Below are 17,318 nucleotides of genomic sequence, written 5' to 3' on the forward strand. Positions count from 1 at the left end.
TCCTCGACGCCTCATCAGCGCACCTTACTGCGGCGCTACGCGTCGCCCGGGTGCCCGCCATGGCGGTCTGCCAACCCACGGCGAAGCTGTCCCTTAAGCACCTTCCCTGCCGCGTTGCGGGGCAGCTCGCCGTCGCTCAGCTCGACGATGGCGGGAACCTTGAACGCCGCCAGCCTGGCACGGACGTGGTCCCTGAGCTCGGCGTCGCTGGCCGCGGCGCCGTCGCGGAGGCGGACGACCGCCGCCACCACCTCTCCGAGGACGTCGTCGGGAACCCCCACCACCGCGACCTCGGCCACGGCGGGATGCTCGTAGAGCGCAGCCTCCACCTCGGCGGCGTAGACGTTCTCGCCGCCGCGGATCACCACGTCTTTGATTCGGTCCACGACGTAGAGGAACCCGTCGGGATCCACGCGGCCGAGGTCCCCGGTGCGGAACCAGCCTTCGACCAACGCCTCCGACGTCGCCTCCGGGTTGCGCCAGTAGCCGGAGAACACCGTGGGTCCCCGCAACCAGATCTCGCCTACCTCGCCCGTCGTCACCTCGGCGCCTCCTGGGTCGCGGATGCTCACCGCCATCACCGGGGAGATCGGCCGGCCGACGCTGTCGGGATGGGAGACGCAGCTGGCGCCGACGTTGATGACCGCGGCCCCCGCGGTTTCGGTCAGCCCGTAGGCGTTCGACGGTGCGGCCTTGGACCCCAGCTCGGCGTCGATCCGCCGGACCAGCTGGGCGGGCACGAGGGTCGCGCCCGACGCCACGCCGGCTAGCGAGTCCAGGGTGACTCCCTGTCGCTTGGCCTCGTCGAGGAGCTGGAACATGGTGGTCGGCACGCCGGCGATCGCGGTTACGCCCTCCGCTGCGACCAGACGCAGTGCGCTCGGGGCGTCCCACTTGTAGAGGAGGACCACCTTGCCTCCGATGGCCGTGTATGGGATCAGGAACGAGTGCAGCCCCCCTACGTGGAAGAGGGGAAAGGTCAGCAGGGTGCACGGCGCAGACGTGGCGGGGGCGGCCGTCGGGTCGGCGGCAGCCGCGGCCATCCACATGATGTTCATCACTTGGGCGCAGATGTTTCGATGGGTGGCGACGGCTCCTTTGGGCCGTCCCGTCGTGCCCGAGGTGTACATGATCAACGCGGTGTCGTCGGGTTGGATGTCGGCCGCCGGCAGGCCGCCGACATCCGCGGCCACCAGCTCGTCGAAGGGAACGGCACCTCCCGGTGGGGCGGTGGAGCGGACTGCCACCACGGATCTGAGGTCCAGGTCGCGCTGGTACGGCCCGAGACGCTCGAGTCGCTCGCCGTCGGCGATGAGCACCACCGAGGCGGAGTCACGCAACGCGTAGTCCAGCTCGGGACCTGACCACCACGCGTTGAGCGGTACCGCCACCGCGCCGAGGGCGGCGGTCGCCCAGAAAGAGATGGCCCACTCGGGGAAGTTGCGCATCCCGATCGCCACCCGGTCGCCCTTTCGGACCCGGCACTCGTCGCGCAGCCACGACGCCAGGGAGGCCACCTGCGCGTGGGCCTCCTTGTAGCTGAGGCGCTCGTCGTCGTAGACGAGGTAGGCGGCGTCCCCGTGCCCGGCGCTCAGCTCCCACAGGTCGCGCAGGGAGGCGGGGGTGTGCTTGAACACCGGCATCCGGGCGCCGCCGATCCCCACCTCGACGATCTCGAACACGTCACCCGCACCGCTCGCCGCGGTCTGGGTCTGGCTGGTGCTCACGGTGCTCCTTTGTCGCTGGTCGGGGCGAAGGCGCGAGTCTGCTCAGACCAGCCTGCGCCCGAGACGGACCCGCGTCCGAAAGTCCCACAGGAAGTAGTTGAACGGGAAGTGCCTGAGCGGGGAGGGCAGCCGCCGGCTCACCGCGGCGATGACGCCGATCAGCCGGTTGAAGCGGCGTTCGTCCGCGTCGGTCCACTCCAGCTGCATCGCCTCGCGAAAGCGCGGAGGCAGGAAGCCGGTGGTCACGAACAGGTTGAAGCGGGACTGGGGCCACCGCAGCGGGGCAGGCAGGAACCGCAAGGTCGCCAGGTCGTATAGGTATTCCCGCACGGGTGGATCGATCGACACCCGCTCGAGGGCGCGCTCCCAGTACTCCTCAAACTCGGCGCGGGAAGCGGGCCACATCTCCGGCTTGACCTGCAGCGTCGTGCCCAACGGCCTGGCGGCCTCGTAGAGGGCGTCGGCGGTGGCGTCGTCGAGCGGGCCACCGAAGCGGACGGCGACGTCGAGCGACCCGTAGTACAAGCAGGCCGCCACCCACAGCTGCAGCTCCGGGTCGAAGGCGTTGTACTCGACGGGGCTGACGGGCCCGGAGTGCACCTGGGCGTGGGACCGGTTGACCGCCTTGCGGTAGGTCCGCCGCTCGTCCTCCGAGCCCATCAGCGCCACCGCCAAGTAGGTGAAGGTGGTGCGGAACCGCTTGAGGGGGTGGAGGGTGACCTTCCCGCTGTCGACCTTGCTCTCCACAACGCCGTAGCCGACCGGAGCCCAACTCAGCTGCATGATCACGTTGGCCGGCCCGGCGAGGAAACCCCGACGCCGTCCACCACGTCGACGAAGTCGATGGTGGTGGTGCTGGTGGTGGCTGCCCGGTTTCCGCCGGGACCGGCAGCGGCGCTCGGGGCAAGCGCGGGTGGTGGGGTACGTGCTTCCACGTCCGTCATGGGTGAATCCTACCTCGGCTTGTTAGCACTCTGTCAACAGACGGGTTGACCGCGGTAGGTGGTCGCGGTGTCTCCTTGGGAGGGGAGGAGGTCTCCGGGTTCGCACTCGTCGCCCGACTGGGGAGGACCGTTGACGGGGGGCGACCAGACGCCGGACAATGCCAGTGGCTGCGGTTGCAGCGGGCGGGCGAAGGCCCGCGGACAAGTTCAAAGGGATGTCGGCCATGACCACAGGACAGGTTGAGACGGGGCGGCTGGATCGGAGCCACCTGGCCACCGCCGGCCTATTGTTGGCCAAGGCCGAGAGCACCACCAACGACGCGGAAGCGGTCGCGCTGGCGGAGCGCTGCTACCGGCTGCTGGCCCGGGTCATTACCGAATACGACATCGCCACTGACGTCGCCGGGCTGCCGGGACGCCGCCGGGAGCGTCGGCACCTGGTGGACCGCCGAGCGAGCCGCCTCCACCCGCCCGACGGCAACGGTCCGCCTCCCGCCGACGCCTACTCGGCTCTACGTCGCATCCAGCATCTAGCCGACGACGGCGCCAGCAGAAGGGTCATCGACCTGCGGGCCTGACCGAGCGCCTACTCGGGCAGGTGGCAGACCGCTTCGACGTTGTTGCCGTCCGGGTCGCGCACGAACGCCGCGTAGTAGTTGGCGTGGTACTCCGGCCACAGCCGCGCCGGGTGCAGCATCTCCGTGCCGTAACCGAGGGCGGCGCCGAGGAACGCGTCGACCGACTCGCGGTCGGGGGCTTGGAACGCGATGTGACACTCCCGGAAGCCGTCCCCGGTGTTGCGGGGACCGATCCAAAACGTCGGCTGGGGAGGGATCCCGAAGCCCGCTACCGTTCCGCGCTCGATGAGCTTCTGGCCTCCGAGGGGGGTGAGCACGGCGTCGTAGAAGGCGGCGCTGGCCTCTGGGTCGGCGCATTGGATGGAGAGGTGATCGAGCACACGCCTACCCTGACCGACTCCGCCTCCGGCGAGTAGGGCCGAACGGCCTTGACCGCCGTCACGCCGGTGCCAGCGCTATGTCGAAGCGACACTCGGGACCGCCGAGACGAGCGACGATCGAGTGGCGAACGCCGAACACCACGTCCTCCCGCAGCCGGGGTGACTCCTCGTCGAACACGTGCGTGACCAGGGGCGCGAAGCCGGCCGCGCTGACCTTCAGGTGGATGTGAGCCGGGCGCCACACGGCCCGCCCGGCCGCCCGAAGCATGGCCCCGACCGGCCCGTCGTGGGGCACCGTGTAGTCCACCGGCCGTACGGTCCGCAGCTCGTACCCGCCGTCGCGGCCGGTGCGGAACCTGCCGCGGAGGTTCCGGCGGGCCGGGTCCTCCTCGATGTCGTAGAGCCCGTTGGGCTGCACCTGCCAGACGTCGATGGTGGCTCCGGCCACCGGCGCGCCGTCGAGGTCGCGGACCGCTCCGCAAAGCACCAGGGGGTCGCCGCCCGTCGCCGGGTCGTCGACGATCGACTCGCCGAAGGACCGCTCTGGCGCTCCGTCCACGTAGAACGGCCCGAGCACCGTCGCCTCGGTCGCACCGGGCGCCGGCTGATCGGCGAGGATCTCGAGCAGCATGGACAGGCCGAGGGTGTCGGAGAGAAGCACGAACTCCTGGCGTACCTCGTCGCATCGCTGACCCACCGCGGTGAGGAACGCGATTCCGCTGGCCCACTCCTCTCTGGTCAGGCCGACCTCGCGGGCGAACTCATGGAGGTGGCAGACCGCGGCCTGCATCACCTCGCGGGCGCGCTGGTCGGGGGCCGAGGCGAATGACGAGACGACCTGGGCCAGGTGGTCGTCTGCAGCCGGGTTGGTGTCGGCCATCTGTTCTCCTATCCCCCGGGGCGGCGGCTCGCCCGTCACTGCTTCGCCGCACGACGCTTCCGGCGAGTATGCCAGCGCCGTGCGGGTCGCGCTCAGCCGGCGAGGAGCACGCCGAGCACCACCGCGGTCAGCGAGGAGAGGCTGGTGGCGGCGCCCCACGCGGCCAGGCCGGCCCGGCTGCGTGACCGGGCGTGCAGCCACGCGGCCAGGCCGGCGACGACCACCACTGCGATCTTGACGCCGAGGACCGCCTGCCAGGCGTTGGGCTGGCCGGCATGGACGGCGGCCACGTTCCACACCCCGGTCGCGATCAGCACTGCGTAGGCCGGCCAGCTGAGGCGGGCGAACGCGGCGGCGACTTGCCGGGGCACGTCGGGTCCGGCCCGGCGGGCGGTGGGCACCAACCCGGCCAGCGTGATCTGGCCGCCGACCCACACGGTGGCAGCCAGGACGTGCAGTGACAGGCGGACGGTGTCGACCGCCGGGGCCAGCTGCGCTATCACCGCTCGCCCCGGCGGGTGGCGCGGCTGGCGGGAGTCACGGAAGGGGGCGTGCGGCCTCGTATCGGCCTGCACCCCCCGGACGTCGAGCGCTCAGCAAGTGATCCGGTTCGCATGGAGCCATCTTTGCCTCCACGGGCCTGGTGCGCGTGTTAGCGTTTCACTCGAGGGCAAGGACACCAGCAGTGGATGGCATCCCTCCGGCTCACAAAGAGCCAGGCCGTGACCCGTCTGATCCACGAGTCAATTCGGCCGGGAAAGGAGTGATTGTCATGGCAACTGGCACCGTAAAATGGTTCAACGGCGACAAGGGTTTCGGCTTCATCACCCAAGACGCCGGCGGCCCTGATGTCTTCGTACATTTCAGTGCGATCTCTGGCACCGGGTACCGCAACCTGGAGGAAGGTCAGAAGGTCGAGTTCGAGACCAACCAGGGCCCGAAGGGCCTGCAGGCGGCCAACGTCCGCCTGGCCTGACCCGTCGGTCAACTAGGTCCTGTCGACGGGTTCGCTCGAAGTGAACCCGTCCACAGGCGCGCTCGGATTCAGGTGGTCCCCCGGCTCTGCCCGGGCCCGGGACCACCGAGCGCCTCGATTACCGCAGCGAAGTCCGGCCAGTCGCGCCCCGACTCGATGACGGTGGTGAGCAGCTCCTCGGCTGCCGGGGCGATCCGCAGCGCCGACCCGCTGCCGCGCGCCAACTCGAGCGCCAGGCGCACGTCCTTTCGGGCCAGCGCCGGACCGAACCACCCAGGGTGGGCCGGGTCCAGGGTCGGCTCCAGGCGCATCTTGGCCGACGGGCTGAGGACCGGCGTGTCGGCGAACACCGCCCGCAGCAAGTCGTCGTCGAGTCCCTGGCCCCGGGCCACGGCGATCCCTTCCGCCATCGCGGCCACCCCGGTGACGAGCAGCAGGTTACAGACCAGCTTCATCGCCGCGCCGGTACCGGCCGGCCCGCAGTGGATCGTCGAGGTGCCGAGATCATCGAGAAGCGGCCGGATCGCCTCGAGCGCAGCTTCCGGGCCTCCCACGAGGAAGCGACCCTGGCCCTTCTCGAGGGCCCCCGGCGCGCCGAGCACCGGCGTGTCGAGGACCTGCCCGTCGGGGCCCGACGCGGCCAGGCTCCGGGCCAGACCGGGGGAGACGGTGCTGACGTCGGCCAGTACCGCCCCGGACGGCAGAGCGGCGAGGATCCCCTGGTCGCCGCCGCAGACCGACTCGACGGCGGCGTCGTCGGTCAGCACGACGAGGACCGCTTCGGCGGCGGCGACCGCGTCGGCGGGGCTAGGCGCTTCTTTGGCGCCGGCGCCGACCAGTTCGCCGGCCTTGCCGGGGGAGCGGTTCCACACCGTCACCTCGTGGCCTGACTGAAGCGCCCGCGCCGCGCACGCCCGTCCCATGTTGCCCAATCCGATGACCGTGACTCGCATGGGTTGGTCCTACCCACCGCAGGCGGGCGGCCCGCCGCTACCGCCCGCCGCTTCGGGCGCGACACGAGCGGGCTGCGGGCTGCCTCGAGTGCCGGCTCAGCGCCGGGCGAACAGCCGGCTGAGCCACGCCCTCAGACCCCGGGCCGGTGGCGCGGGCGGGGCGGTGTAGAAGCGCTGGAACGCCGCGGTGTCGTCGGGGCGCGGTCCCGCCCCGAGCGGCGCCCCGCACGCTGGGCAGACGGCCTCACCGGTGGCTCCGACCGCCGGCGCGGGGTAGGAAAGACCGCAGCCCGGGCACGTTCCCGGGCCCGAGACACCAGCACTCATAGCTCCAGCCATGGCCGCATAGGTTAGAAGCCCGGGGGCGGCCCTGTGACGGATGGGGCCGTCGTAGACTTTCGCTGCTGTGCCCCGCCTGACCGACCAGCTCCTGCTCATGGCCGAGCACCTCGGCGACCAGACCGGCTTTGTCGACCTCGGGTCTGGCGGGCGGCTCACCTTCGAGCGGTGGGCGCAAGGGGGCGCCGACGTGGCGGCCGGGTTGGCGCGCCTCGGGGTGGTCCCCGGCGAGCGGGTGGCGCTGCACCTGCCTCTCGAGGACCCGATTCGCTGGGTCGTGGCCTACGCCGGCATCCACATGGCAGGGGCGGTCGCGGTGCCCCTCAACCCTCGCCTGGTAGGCCCGGAGCTGACCGCGCTGCTGGGCCACGCCGAGGTGTCGGTGGCGCTGACCGGCGGCCCCGGAGCCTCCGTGCTGCTGGGCGTCGCCCCTTCGCTGCCCACCCTGCGGCACGTGATTGTCGGAGGGGAGCCCGTCGCGGCCCGGGCCGGGGCCGCGACGGTGCTGCGGTGGGAGGAAGCGGTCGCGCCCGGCGCCCCTTTCCCCACCTCCGTCCCTGCCGACGAGGACGACATCGCCGACATCGTCTACACGTCGGGCACGACCGGCCGGCCCAAGGGTGTCGTCGTCCGTCACGCCAACTCGTCGCTCATCCCCAACGGGCTGCCGGCGTGGAACGGCAGCGGGTGGCTGACGTCGTCGCCGCTGTTCACCTTCGCCGGTATCACCGCGGTGTACAACCCGATGAAGCTCGGGATGGTGGCCCTCTACCTGCCCCGCTTCGACGCCAAGGCGTGGATCGAGGCGGTAGAACGGGAACGGCCGTCGATGGTGTTCCTGGTCCCGGCCATGGCCGAGCTGCTGCTCGCGGATCCGGGGTTCGCGACGGCCGACCTCTCCAGCATCGGGCTGGCCGCGGTCGGCTCCGCGCCGTTGGCCCCCGACACCTGGCGGCGCCTGCAGGCCCGCATGCCGGCCGCGGCGGTCTCCAACGCGTACGGGATGACCGAGGCCGGGCCGGCGTTCACGGTGCTGCCGAAGGAGGAGGCCGAGCGCCGCGTGGGATCGGTCGGACGCCCGCTTCCGCCCGCGGAGTTCTTCGTGGTGGGGAAAGGGGGCGAGCGGCTGGCTGCAGGCGAGGTGGGGGAGCTGGTCATCCGGCTGCCCGGGCGACCCCGCGAGTACTACCGGGACCCGGAAGCCACCGCCGCGGTGTGGCACGAGGACGGGCTCCACACCGGTGACCTGGCCCGCCTCGACGACGACGGCTACGTCTACATCGTGGGGAGGACCAAGGAAGTCATCATCCGGGGCGGCAACAACGTGTACGCCGGCGACGTCGAAGCGGTCCTCTACGAGCATCCTGCGGTGGCGGAGGCCACCGTCGCCGGGGTGCCCCACCCGGTGCTCGGAGAGGACGTCGCGGCGTGGGTGGTCGCCGCCCCCGACGCCATCATCGACCCGGTGGGGCTGCGGGACTGGAGCGCCGAGCGCCTGGCCCCCCACAAGGTTCCACGCCACATCACCGTGGTCGCGTCGCTGCCGCGCAACGCGACCGGGAAGGTGGTGCGGACCCAACTGCCTCCCGCCGCGGAACCGTTGCCGCGCCTGTCGGACCGCCCGGAGCGGGCGTAACCTCTACCCGTGGTGTTCCTGGTCCTGCTGGCGGTGGCGGCGGCGTGCCTGGCCGGCTACTGGTGGCTGGGCAAGACGGCCACGCCGGGCCAGCGGGCCATCGAGGAGCGCTGGAAGGCCAACCGGGGTGCGCTACGACGGGCGACGGCGAGTGTCCCCGGGTTGATGGGGCGGATGCACGTCGGTCGGGCCCACCGCGACGCCGACTGGTGGTCCCGCCAGCCCGCCGACCTGCCAGAGGTCCCCGAACCCGAGGAGCACAAGGAGCCCTGGCGGCACTGACTTAGGCGCCCGGTGGTGGGCGGCGTCAGGGCAGCGTGCGCATGATCTGGTAGACGCCGGCGAAGTTGGCGTTGACCTCGTCGGGGATCGGCACCGGGCCGCCGAGGGCCCTGGCCCCCCACGCGATCTGGGCGCTTCGCTCGACTAGCGCCACTATGTGCAGCGCCTTCGCCGGGGACGGCCCGACCGTCACGATCCCGTGGTTGGCGAGCAGCGCCGCGCCCCGGTCCTTCAACGCGGTGACCGCCGCGTCGCCCATCGCTTCGCTGCCCGACGGCGCGTACTGGCTGCAGCGAACGTCACCGCCGACGTACATGGTGAACTCGTCGATGCACGCCGGCACCGGCTGATGGCTGACCGCGAACATGGTTGCCCACACGGGGTGGGAGTGGATCACCGATCCGATGTCTTCGAAGGCCCGGTAGCAGGCCAGGTGCAGGTGCAGCTCAGAGGTGGGGGAGCGCCCGTCGGCCGCGTCGAGCACCGTTCCGTCGGCGTCGACGACCACCAGATCCCCGAGGACCATGGCCTCGTAGTCCACCGCGGAGGGGGTGGCCACGACCGTGCCGTCCTCGCGACGGGCGGAGATGTTGCCGGCGGTGCCCTCGACCAGCCCCTTGCGGGCCATGTCCTTCGCTGCTGCCAGCACCGCCTGGTGGGCGTCGGGGACCCAGGCGGTCATCGGCCCAGCACCTCCGGGTTGGCCAGGTGGGTCGGGCGCCGGCCGTCCAAGATCAGCGCCAGGTCCGCTGCGATCATCTCTGCTCCTCTGCTCTCGGTGTCCCAGGTAGCGCCGGCAATGTGCGGCGTCACCACGACGTTGGGGGCGTCGAGCAGCGGGTCGCCGAGGCCCGGCGCCTCGCCCTCGACGTGGTCGATCCCGGCGCCGCCCAGGCGCCCGTCGCGCAGCGCGTCGATCAACGCGCCGGTGTCGAGGAGGCTGCCTCTCGCGGTGTTGATGATCACCGCGCCCGGGGCCAGCCGCTCGATCACCCTCCGGTCGACGAGGGCAGCTCCGCCGGCTCCTTTCGGTGCGTGGATGCTGAGAACGTCGGCCCCGTCGACGACCGCGTCGAGGTCGTGGTCGGCGTCGGGCTGGTACGGGTCGTAAGCCCGGACCTGCATGCCGAGCGCCTCGAGCCTCCAGCGCAGCGCCCGGCCGACCGCGCCCAGCCCAAGGAGGGCGACGCGCCGGCCGGCCAGCTCGCCGGCGCGGTAGCGCTGGTAGGGGATGGTGCCGTCCTTCCAGACCTCACCGGCTCGCACCTCCCCGTCGGCGTCGGTGATCCGCCGGGTCACCGCCAGCAGCAGGGCCAGCGCGTGCTCGGCCACCGCGTCGGCGTTACGCCCGGGGGTGTGCAGCACCGGGATCCCGGCGGCGGTCGCCGCCTCGAGGTCCACGTTGTTCGGGTCGCCCCGGGTGGCGGCCACCGCGATGAGCGGCAGGGCCAGGGTGGCCGGGCCGACCAGGTCGCTCTCGACCACGAGCACCCGGGCGCCTTCCGCCGCCACCCGGGTCGCCAGGCCGGTGTCGTCGTACATGCGCAGCGGTGACTGCTCGATCCACGGCTCGTAGACGACGTCGGCCAGTTGCATGAGCCGCTCGAGGCCCGGACCGCGAAGCGGGGCGGTCACCAGCGCCCGGGGCCGGTCCGAGCCGGTGCCGGCGTTGTTGTCGCTGCCGCTGGCGTTGGTGCCGCCGACGTTGGTGTCGCCGGCGCTGTTGTGTACTGCGGGCACCACGCCATACTGGCCCTGCGTGGCCCGCATGTCACATCCGTCCAGCGTCCCGGTCGAGGACCGGCGCGCGCCCGCCCCGGCGGCGGTGGGCATCGACATCGGCACCACCTCGGTGAAGGCCGTGGCCGTCGACCACACCGGCCGGGTCCTGCGCCGGGCCCGGATCCCCCATCGGCTGCTGACCCCGAGCGCGGACTGCCTGGAGCACGATCCTCGAGCGGCTTGGGTCGACGGCCCCCGCTCGGCGCTGGCCGCGGTGACCCCCGAAGGCCCTGAGTCGTGCCTGGCGGTGGCGGTGTCGGCCATGACCCCCTCGATGGCCGCGGTCGACAGGTCCGGGGTCCCCGTCGGGCCCGGCGTCCTCTACGACGACGGGCGGGGCCGCAGCGCGACCGCCGGCGGGTCGGACCCGATGGCGTCGGGCGAGGCGGCCGCGCTCCTGGCGTGGTGCGCCAAGGAGACACCCGACGCTGCGGCCTACTGGCCGGCGCAAGCGGTCGCCAACCGGGCGTTGGGCGGTCCCGCCACGCTCGACTACGCCAGCGCTTGCAGCACCGGCAGCCTCTTCGACGGGTCACGGTGGGACGCGGAGGTGTGCGCGGCGTCGGGGGTCGGCACCGACGTGTTGCCGTCGGTGGCCGTGTTCGGGACCCCGATCGGCACCGTCGACCCGGCGCTGTGGCCGGCGCCGGCAACCGCCGCCTCGGTGGCCCCACCGGTGCTCGGGGCGGGAGGCGTGGACGCCTTCTGCGAGCAGCTGGTGGCCGGCGCCGACGCCGCCGGCGACGTGCTGATCGTGTGCGGTTCGACGCTGGTGGTCTGGGCGGTCGTCGAAGGATGGCCCCAGCCGCCCGGGCTGTGGACGATGCCCCACCTGAAGAGCGGAATGGCAATGGTCGGCGGTGCCAGCAACGCCGGCGGGCTTTTCCTCGACTGGGTGGACCGCCTGGTCGCGCCCTCCACCGGCGAGGCCCGTCCCGACGCGGTGCCGGTGTGGTGGCCCTACGTGCGCGGCGAGCGGGTCCCGCTCCACGACGCGCACCGCCGGGGCGCGCTGGGCGGCCTCGACATCGCGGCCGGCCCCGCCGAGGTGCGCCGCGCGGCGCGGGAGGCGACGGCGTTCGCGGCGCGCCACATCCTCGATGTGGCGGGGATGGCACCCAGGCGGGTGGTGGTCACCGGTGGCGGCGTCAGGGACGGGGCGTGGATGCAGGCCCTAGCCGACGGCCTGGCGCTTCCGGTCGAGCCGGTCGGGGTTCCCGAAGGCGCGGCGCTCGGCGCCGCGTGGCTGGCCCGCATGGCCGCCGGCCTCGAGTCCTCGATCGACGACGCCGCCCGCTGGGCCTCCCGCGGTGTCGCCCACCAGCCGGACCGACGGTGGATCGGGCCCACCTCCGACCGTTACCAGCGGTACCGCAACGCCATCGTCGAGCCTGGAGAGCTGCGTGTCCGTTAGCCCGGCGGAGGCACCGGGCGGACCGCCGGTCATCGTCGTGGGCGCTGGCCTGGCCGGCCTGGCCTGCGCCCGGCGCCTGCACGCCGCGGGCCGCTCGTTCTTGGTCCTCGAGGGCTCCGACGGGCCGGGCGGCCGGGTCCGCACCGACGTGATCGACGGGTTCGTGTGCGACCGCGGCTTTCAGGTGCTGCCTTGCGCCTACCCCGAGGTCCGCGCCGTTCTGGACCTCGGCTCCCTCGACCTGCGGCCCTTCCTCCCCGGGGCCACGGTGCGCGCCGCCGGCGCTTGGCACACCCTCGCCGATCCCCGCCGCCGGCCCCGCTCCGCCCTGGCCGCGCTGACAGCGCCGGTCGGGTCGCTCCCCGACAAGCTGCGGGTGGCGAGGCTCGCTCTCGCGGCGGCCCGCTGGCCCGCCGACGGCCCCGCCGGCGGCGCCGACACCTCGACCCGCCAGTGGCTGAGATCCGAAGGGTTGAGCGAGCAGATCATCGCCACCATGCTCGGGCCGCTCCTCGCCGGCGTCCTGCTCGACCCGGCCCTCTCGACGTCCTCGAGCCAGGCCCGCTTCGTCTGGCGCAGCCTGGTTGCTGGAGGAGCCTCGGCTGGCAGCGCGGTCCCGGCCGCGGGGATGGGCGCCGTTCCGGCCCAGATCGCGGCGGGCCTGCCCGGAGGGTCATTGCGCTACTCGAGCCCGGTGCGGTCGGTGACCGGCGACAGCGTGACCCTCGCCGCTGGCACCGTCGTGCCGGCGGCAGCGGTCGTGGTGGCCACAGAAGGCCCCGCGGCGGCCGCCCTGCTGCCCGGCGTGGTCGACGATCCCGGCGGCCGGCCGGTGGGATGCGTGTGGTACGCCACCCCGACTCCGCCGATGCCGGCCGGCAGCGGCGCGCCGGCGACGACCGCCATCGCCCTCGATGGGGGACCGGGGCCGGTGAACAACCTGGCGGTGATGAGCACGGTGAACCCGAGCAGCGCGCCGCCAGGCCAAGGCCTCGTGGCCGCCTCGATCGTCGACCCGGACGTGATTCGCAACCGCAGCGACGAGGAGATCGACCGGGCCGCCCGGGCCCAGATGGCGTCGTGGTGGCGGGGCGGCCTGGAAGGATGGAGGGTGCTGCGGGTGGACCGGATCGCCCACGCCCAGCCGGCGCAGCCGCCGGGCACGTTCAGCACCGAGCCCCGCCGGCCGGTGCGCACCCGAGTTGGTGTCTACGTGTGCGGCGACCACCGCGACAACGCGTCGATACAGGGGGCGCTGCTGTCGGGCCGGCGGGCCGCGGAGGCGGTGCTGGCCGACACCGTCGCCTGAGCCTGCGCTCAGCCGACCTGATCGGCGTCGATGATCGACCCGGCGTCGCGCCCACTGGTAGTAGCGGCCTCGGCGGTGTCGGCCAGCTCCTGTTGCAGGCTGGCGATCTCGGCGTCGATCGGGGGGAGGTCGTCGTCTCTTCCCTGCACGCGGGCCCGCTCCCGCTGCTCCACCAGCTCCTCGAGCTGCAGCTCCAGCCCAAGTGCGTGATCGGCCTCTCGCGATGTCGTCATGATGTGCATGTACCCGCTGCCGCGTCGCCCGCAACGTCCCGGCCGTGGCCGCGGCCGCGGCCGCGGTCAGGGTGCGGGGACGTGGGCGGCCGCGACCCTGACGGCGTGACGTCGGTGGCTGCCGCCCTGACGGCGGGGGATGTCGGTGTTCCGGTCGCTCAGGTGTAGGCGTCGAGCCCGAGGTGCACCGCCAGCCCGATCCCGGCCAGGGCGATCAGCAGCCGGAGCGGGCCGGGGGACACTCGGCGGACCACCCGAGGCCCCATCCAGCCGCCGGCGAACAGGCCGGCCGCCAAGGGCACCACGGCTTCCCAATGGACCGGGCCGAACGCCACGAACGCCACCGCGGCCACCGCGTTGGCCCCCCGAGGAGGACGTTCTTGGCGGCGTTGCTGCGCGGCAGCGGTTCTCCGGTCCCGGCCATCAGCAGGGCCAGCATCATCACGCCCGCGGCGGCGCCGAAGTAGCCGCCGTAGGTGGCGACCACGAAAGTCGCGGCGTCGAGGAGCCGGCTGTCGGTCGAGGGGTGGGGGAGGGGCAGGTCCTCCGCCAGCGCCCGGGGTCGTATCAAAACCCCGAGCGACGCGGCCCCGATCAGCCACGGCACCACCAAAGCGAATGACCCGGCCGGGGCGAGGAGCAGCAGCAGCCCGCCGGTCGCGCCGCCGGCGATGGACACCGCCGCCAGCCGGCGGATCCGTAGCCGCTGGCCGGCAAGCTCCGGGCGCGAGCCGAGGACCGACCCCGAGCTTTGTGCCACCAGCGCCACGGTGTTGGTGACATTGGCCGCGACCGGCGTCAACCCGACGCCGAGCAGCGCCGGGTAGGTGACCAGAGATGACAGTCCGGCGATGCTGCCCGACAGGCCGCCGCCGACGCCGGCCACGGCGAGGAGCACTAGATGCAGGCTCGACAAGCGGGCTACCGACGTCCGTCAGGGCGAAGCGGCCGTCCCATCAGCAAAGAGTCCCACAGCTGGCCGTCGCGCCGGCGGTAGTGGGCCACCTTGCGGCCCTCCTCGACGAACCCGGCGCTCCTGTACAGCCCGATGGCCGGCCCGTTGTCCGGCCAGACTTCGAGAGCCACCTTGTGGGCGCCAGCCCGGGCCGCCCACTCGATGGCCGACGCGAGCAGGGCCCGGCCGGTCCCCCGACCCCGCCACGACTCCAAGATCGCCATGCCGATGTCGGCGACCCCGTAGCCGGCCACCTGTACGGAGATGAACCCGACGATGTCCGCGGTATCCGCCGACTGGGCGTCGGCGACGAGCAGCTCGGCGGCCGCCGACGACAGCATGTCAGCGAAACGCCGGCGGCGCTCCTCTCGGTCGAAGGGCACCTCGGCACCCAGCCAGCGGCCCTCAGCGGCGACGGCCCACAGCACGTCGACGAGCGCGTCGAGGTCGCTGCTGACCGCGGGGCGGATCACGGTGCTGGTCGGCGGAGGGGCATCGGGCACCCGCCGATTGTCCCCGCTTCGCGCCCGGTTGCGGCGGCCATTCCCGCAGGGCTCGTCCGAGCAGGGCCGCGCCGGGTAGCTTGCGCAGCCATGCCGCCCGCCATCTCGCGCCGCCTTGCTCGACCCGTCCGGGGGGCCGACCTTTGCGGCTCTTGATGTTGGCCGCGCCCGGCGCCGGCAAGGGCACCCAGGCCGACCGCCTGGCCGCCAGATACGGCATCGAGCACATCGCGAGCGGCGAGATCCTCCGCGCCGAGGTGGCCGCCGCCACCGCGGTGGGCGAGAAGGCCAAGGACTACCTCGACCGGGGCGACTTGGTGCCCGACGACCTGCTGCTCGACATCATCGCCGGCCGGGTGCTGACCGCTGCGCTCGCTGGCGGCTACGTCCTCGACGGGTTCCCCCGCACGCTGGCCCAGGCCGAAGCCGCGCACCGGTTGGCCGTGGAGCTCGACGGCGTCACCCTGCAGGCGGTCCTCCACTTGGAGGTCGGCGCCGACGAGCTGCGTAGCCGCCTGCGGGCCCGGGCGTCGAGAGAAGGCCGCCCCGACGACACCGAGGCGACCATCGAGCACCGCCTGGAGGTCTTCGCCAGCCAGACCGAGCCGTTGCTCGAGTACTACCGCAGCCGCGAGATCCTCCACACCATCGACGGGGAGCGCCAGCCCGACGAGGTCACCGCCGAGATCGTGGCGCTGCTCGACTCCCTCGGGCTGGGTCTCGGGCTCGGCTGACCGGCGAGGCGCCGCGCCGGGGCTTGGCGGCGGGCTTGGCTGGGCCAGACCCGGGGGCGGTCAGCCCTGCCTAGGGCGCCTACTTGGGTCTGAGCACCACGGCCCCGTCGGGCTCCAGCTCGATGACGCCCTCCGCGGTGTGGCCCTCGCCAGCACCGGAGGTCTCGACCTCGACGTCCCAGCGCCCGGGGGGCAGGGGGACCGGCCCGCCGGCGCCGGAGAAGTCGACCAGCACGACTCGCCGGTCGTCGGGCCGGGCGGAGCGGACCCATCCGAGCACCCCTTCCGGCGTCTCCAGCCACTCGAAGTCGCCTCCGGTCAACGCCGGAGACGCCCGCCGGACCGCCAAAAGCCGGCGGTAGAGGTGGAGGATCGACGCCGGGTCGTCGCGCTGCGCGGCCACGTTGCGGGCCCCGCCGGCATCGGGCGGCCAGGGCAGCCACGGTTCGGGTCCGGGCGACCAACCGTGGGCGGCGGTGGCGTCCCATGGCAGAGGCGCACGGCACCCGTCCCGGCCGCCAGGATCGACCTGGCGCTCCAGGGGAACCACCGCGTCCTCGAGGCCCAGCTCCTCGCCGGCGTAGACGAACGGCGTGCCTCGAAGGGTGAGCAGCACCACCGCCGCCGCCCGGGCCCGGGACTCGCTGCCATAGCGGGTCCGGTGGCGGCGGTTGTCGTGGTTGGACAGCACCCATGTGGGCCACGCGCCGATGGGGTCGAGGTTGGCGACCACCGCGTCGATGCAGGCCCGCCAGGCGCCGGCGTCCCAGGGCGCGAACAGGGGCGGGAAGTTGAACGACAGGTGCAGTTCGGGGTTGGCGTCGGTGCCGTAGTAGGTCGCGACCTGCGCGGTGGTCGGCAGGTACACCTCGCCGACCATCATCCTCGCCGGCGGGTCGGGCCACCCGTCGACGACCTTGCGCAGCTCGCGGATCACCTCGTGGGTCTCAGGCCGGTCGTTGGTGCCCGACGGAGGCTGGTCGGCGTCTGGGATGTCGGCCAGGTCGGGGTCCTTGCCGATCCCTTGGACCACGTCGACGCGAAACCCGTCCACGCCCCGCGCCATCCAGAACCTGAGGGTGTCGGCCATCGCGGCGCGCACCTCCGGGTTGGCCCAGTTGAGGTCGGGCTGCTCGGGCAGGAACATGTGCAGGTACCACTGTCCGCTATCGGGGTCCCACGTCCACGCCGGCGGCCGCTCGGACTGGCCGACCCCGGTGAACGCCTGCTGCCAGTTGTTGGGGAGGCGCCCGGGGCTGCCGGGAGGTCCGTGCCCGCCGGCGGAGTCGGGACGGTCGTCGCGCCACCAATACCAGTCGCGCTTTGGGTCTTGACGCGAGGAGCGGCTGCTCACGAACCACCGGTGGCGGTCGCTGCTGTGGTTGGGCACCCAGTCGACGAGGACCTTCAGGTCCCGGGCGTGGGCCTCTTGGACCACACGGTCGAAGTCTTCGATGGTCCCGAAGAGGGGGTCGACGTCGCAGTAGTCGGCCACGTCGTAGCCGAAATCGGCCATCGGTGAGCGGTAGAACGGCGACAGCCAGATCGCTCCCGCTCCCAACCATGCCACGTGGTCGAGGTGCCGGCGGATCCCCTCCAAGTCGCCCACGCCGTCGCCGTCGGTGTCGCAGAACGACCTGGGGTAGATCTGGTAGGCGACGACGTCACGCCACCACTGGGCGCCGGTCACAGC

Annotated in this window: 19 protein-coding genes and 1 pseudogene; 7 read left to right on the plus strand and 13 right to left on the minus strand. The window is 72.8% G+C overall.

Features of this window, described 5'->3' with window-relative positions:
• Positions 1–35: 35 nt before the first annotated feature.
• The 3 genes from K6U06_RS09580 to K6U06_RS09590 are packed head-to-tail and all read right to left on the minus strand — an operon-like array spanning position 36 to position 2,671.
• Complete coding sequence (locus tag K6U06_RS09580) at positions 36–1,727, minus strand: class I adenylate-forming enzyme family protein (RefSeq protein WP_262321705.1); 1,692 nt, start codon at positions 1,725–1,727, stop codon at positions 36–38.
• A gap of 42 nt (positions 1,728–1,769) precedes the next feature.
• Entirely contained in the window at positions 1,770–2,510 is a 741-nt protein-coding gene (locus K6U06_RS09585; protein ID WP_262321706.1) for an oxygenase MpaB family protein, read from the minus strand.
• 2 nt (positions 2,511–2,512) lie between these two features.
• Positions 2,513–2,671 carry a hypothetical protein gene (locus K6U06_RS09590; protein WP_262321707.1) on the minus strand — a complete coding sequence of 53 codons (159 nt, stop codon included), beginning with the start codon at positions 2,669–2,671 and terminating at the stop codon, positions 2,513–2,515.
• A 224-nt stretch (positions 2,672–2,895) separates the two neighbouring features.
• Here K6U06_RS09590 and K6U06_RS09595 point away from each other — a divergent pair, with 224 nt between their 5' ends.
• Positions 2,896–3,249 (plus strand): DUF2786 domain-containing protein, encoded by a 354-nt coding sequence (locus K6U06_RS09595; protein ID WP_262321708.1) that lies wholly within the window; start codon positions 2,896–2,898, stop codon positions 3,247–3,249.
• Positions 3,250–3,257: 8 nt separating this feature from the next.
• Here the strand turns inward: K6U06_RS09595 and K6U06_RS09600 are convergent, their stop codons facing one another.
• The 3 genes from K6U06_RS09600 to K6U06_RS09610 all read right to left on the minus strand — a co-directional run bounded on the left by K6U06_RS09600 (position 3,258) and on the right by K6U06_RS09610 (position 5,012).
• On the minus strand, positions 3,258–3,629 hold the full coding sequence (locus K6U06_RS09600) for a VOC family protein (RefSeq protein ID WP_262321709.1): 372 nt from the start codon (positions 3,627–3,629) through the stop codon (positions 3,258–3,260).
• Between the two features lie 58 nt (positions 3,630–3,687).
• Positions 3,688–4,509, minus strand: a complete 822-nt coding sequence (locus tag K6U06_RS09605) for a dioxygenase (RefSeq protein ID WP_262321710.1) — start codon at positions 4,507–4,509, stop codon at positions 3,688–3,690.
• 92 nt (positions 4,510–4,601) lie between these two features.
• On the minus strand, positions 4,602–5,012 hold the full coding sequence (locus K6U06_RS09610) for a hypothetical protein (protein WP_262321711.1): 411 nt from the start codon (positions 5,010–5,012) through the stop codon (positions 4,602–4,604).
• 269 nt (positions 5,013–5,281) lie between these two features.
• Between K6U06_RS09610 and K6U06_RS09615 the strand changes: the two genes are divergently transcribed.
• On the plus strand, positions 5,282–5,485 hold the full coding sequence (locus tag K6U06_RS09615; RefSeq protein WP_262321712.1) for a cold-shock protein: 204 nt from the start codon (positions 5,282–5,284) through the stop codon (positions 5,483–5,485).
• Between the two features lie 68 nt (positions 5,486–5,553).
• Here the strand turns inward: K6U06_RS09615 and K6U06_RS09620 are convergent, their stop codons facing one another.
• Entirely contained in the window at positions 5,554–6,438 is an 885-nt protein-coding gene (locus K6U06_RS09620; RefSeq protein ID WP_262321713.1) for an NAD(P)-dependent oxidoreductase, read from the minus strand.
• 406 nt (positions 6,439–6,844) lie between these two features.
• On the opposite strand from K6U06_RS09620, the gene K6U06_RS09625 reads away from it, so the two are divergent.
• Both K6U06_RS09625 and K6U06_RS09630 read left to right on the plus strand, forming a co-directional pair.
• Positions 6,845–8,413 (plus strand): class I adenylate-forming enzyme family protein, encoded by a 1,569-nt coding sequence (locus K6U06_RS09625; protein WP_262321714.1) that lies wholly within the window; start codon positions 6,845–6,847, stop codon positions 8,411–8,413.
• 9 nt (positions 8,414–8,422) lie between these two features.
• Positions 8,423–8,695 (plus strand): hypothetical protein, encoded by a 273-nt coding sequence (locus K6U06_RS09630; protein ID WP_262321715.1) that lies wholly within the window; start codon positions 8,423–8,425, stop codon positions 8,693–8,695.
• 25 nt (positions 8,696–8,720) lie between these two features.
• Here K6U06_RS09630 and K6U06_RS09635 read toward each other — a convergent pair whose 3' ends face one another.
• The gene (locus K6U06_RS09635) at positions 8,721–9,377 is read right to left on the minus strand and encodes an L-fuculose-phosphate aldolase (protein ID WP_262321716.1); all 657 of its coding nucleotides are present in this window, start codon (positions 9,375–9,377) and stop codon (positions 8,721–8,723) included.
• Positions 9,374–10,333 carry an NAD(P)-dependent oxidoreductase gene (locus K6U06_RS09640; protein ID WP_410051021.1) on the minus strand — a complete coding sequence of 320 codons (960 nt, stop codon included), beginning with the start codon at positions 10,331–10,333 and terminating at the stop codon, positions 9,374–9,376. The genes K6U06_RS09635 and K6U06_RS09640 overlap by 4 nt, the downstream gene beginning before the upstream one ends.
• Positions 10,334–10,463: 130 nt before the next feature.
• On the opposite strand from K6U06_RS09640, the gene K6U06_RS09645 reads away from it, so the two are divergent.
• Together K6U06_RS09645 and K6U06_RS09650 are read left to right on the plus strand one after the other, a co-directional pair.
• A complete protein-coding gene (locus K6U06_RS09645; protein WP_262321718.1) occupies positions 10,464–11,891 on the plus strand; it encodes a xylulokinase in 1,428 nt (475 codons plus the stop codon).
• A complete protein-coding gene (locus K6U06_RS09650; protein WP_262321719.1) occupies positions 11,881–13,200 on the plus strand; it encodes an NAD(P)/FAD-dependent oxidoreductase in 1,320 nt (439 codons plus the stop codon). The genes K6U06_RS09645 and K6U06_RS09650 overlap by 11 nt, the downstream gene beginning before the upstream one ends.
• An 8-nt stretch (positions 13,201–13,208) precedes the next feature.
• Here K6U06_RS09650 and K6U06_RS09655 read toward each other — a convergent pair whose 3' ends face one another.
• The 3 genes and pseudogenes from K6U06_RS09655 to K6U06_RS09665 form a co-directional block, all read right to left on the minus strand.
• A complete protein-coding gene (locus K6U06_RS09655) occupies positions 13,209–13,433 on the minus strand; it encodes a hypothetical protein (protein ID WP_262321720.1) in 225 nt (74 codons plus the stop codon).
• Between the two features lie 158 nt (positions 13,434–13,591).
• Positions 13,592–14,349, minus strand: a pseudogene (locus K6U06_RS09660) (sulfite exporter TauE/SafE family protein).
• Between the two features lie 5 nt (positions 14,350–14,354).
• On the minus strand, positions 14,355–14,891 hold the full coding sequence (locus K6U06_RS09665; protein ID WP_262321722.1) for a GNAT family N-acetyltransferase: 537 nt from the start codon (positions 14,889–14,891) through the stop codon (positions 14,355–14,357).
• A gap of 155 nt (positions 14,892–15,046) precedes the next feature.
• Here K6U06_RS09665 and K6U06_RS09670 point away from each other — a divergent pair, with 155 nt between their 5' ends.
• Entirely contained in the window at positions 15,047–15,625 is a 579-nt protein-coding gene (locus tag K6U06_RS09670) for an adenylate kinase (RefSeq protein ID WP_262321723.1), read from the plus strand.
• Positions 15,626–15,704: 79 nt separating this feature from the next.
• Here K6U06_RS09670 and K6U06_RS09675 read toward each other — a convergent pair whose 3' ends face one another.
• Positions 15,705–17,315: an alpha-amylase family glycosyl hydrolase gene (locus tag K6U06_RS09675; protein ID WP_262321724.1), complete on the minus strand. Its 1,611-nt coding sequence runs from the start codon at positions 17,313–17,315 to the stop codon at positions 15,705–15,707.
• Between the last annotated feature and the right edge of the window lie 3 nt (positions 17,316–17,318).

Source organism: Acidiferrimicrobium sp. IK, from assembly GCF_025499425.1.
Lineage (GTDB): Bacteria > Actinomycetota > Acidimicrobiia > Acidimicrobiales > Palsa-688 > Acidiferrimicrobium.

Coding starts and splice junctions, on each gene's coding strand:
- K6U06_RS09605 (WP_262321710.1), bottom strand. CDS start 4,509: ATGGCCGACACCAACCCGGCTGCAGACGACCACCTGGCCCAGGTCGTC.
- K6U06_RS09590 (WP_262321707.1), bottom strand. CDS start 2,671: ATGACGGACGTGGAAGCACGTACCCCACCACCCGCGCTTGCCCCGAGC.
- K6U06_RS09645 (WP_262321718.1), top strand. CDS start 10,464: ATGTCACATCCGTCCAGCGTCCCGGTCGAGGACCGGCGCGCGCCCGCC.
- K6U06_RS09635 (WP_262321716.1), bottom strand. CDS start 9,377: ATGACCGCCTGGGTCCCCGACGCCCACCAGGCGGTGCTGGCAGCAGCG.
- K6U06_RS09655 (WP_262321720.1), bottom strand. CDS start 13,433: ATGACGACATCGCGAGAGGCCGATCACGCACTTGGGCTGGAGCTGCAG.
- K6U06_RS09595 (WP_262321708.1), top strand. CDS start 2,896: ATGACCACAGGACAGGTTGAGACGGGGCGGCTGGATCGGAGCCACCTG.
- K6U06_RS09670 (WP_262321723.1), top strand. CDS start 15,047: ATGTTGGCCGCGCCCGGCGCCGGCAAGGGCACCCAGGCCGACCGCCTG.
- K6U06_RS09620 (WP_262321713.1), bottom strand. CDS start 6,438: ATGCGAGTCACGGTCATCGGATTGGGCAACATGGGACGGGCGTGCGCG.
- K6U06_RS09585 (WP_262321706.1), bottom strand. CDS start 2,510: ATGCAGCTGAGTTGGGCTCCGGTCGGCTACGGCGTTGTGGAGAGCAAG.
- K6U06_RS09615 (WP_262321712.1), top strand. CDS start 5,282: ATGGCAACTGGCACCGTAAAATGGTTCAACGGCGACAAGGGTTTCGGC.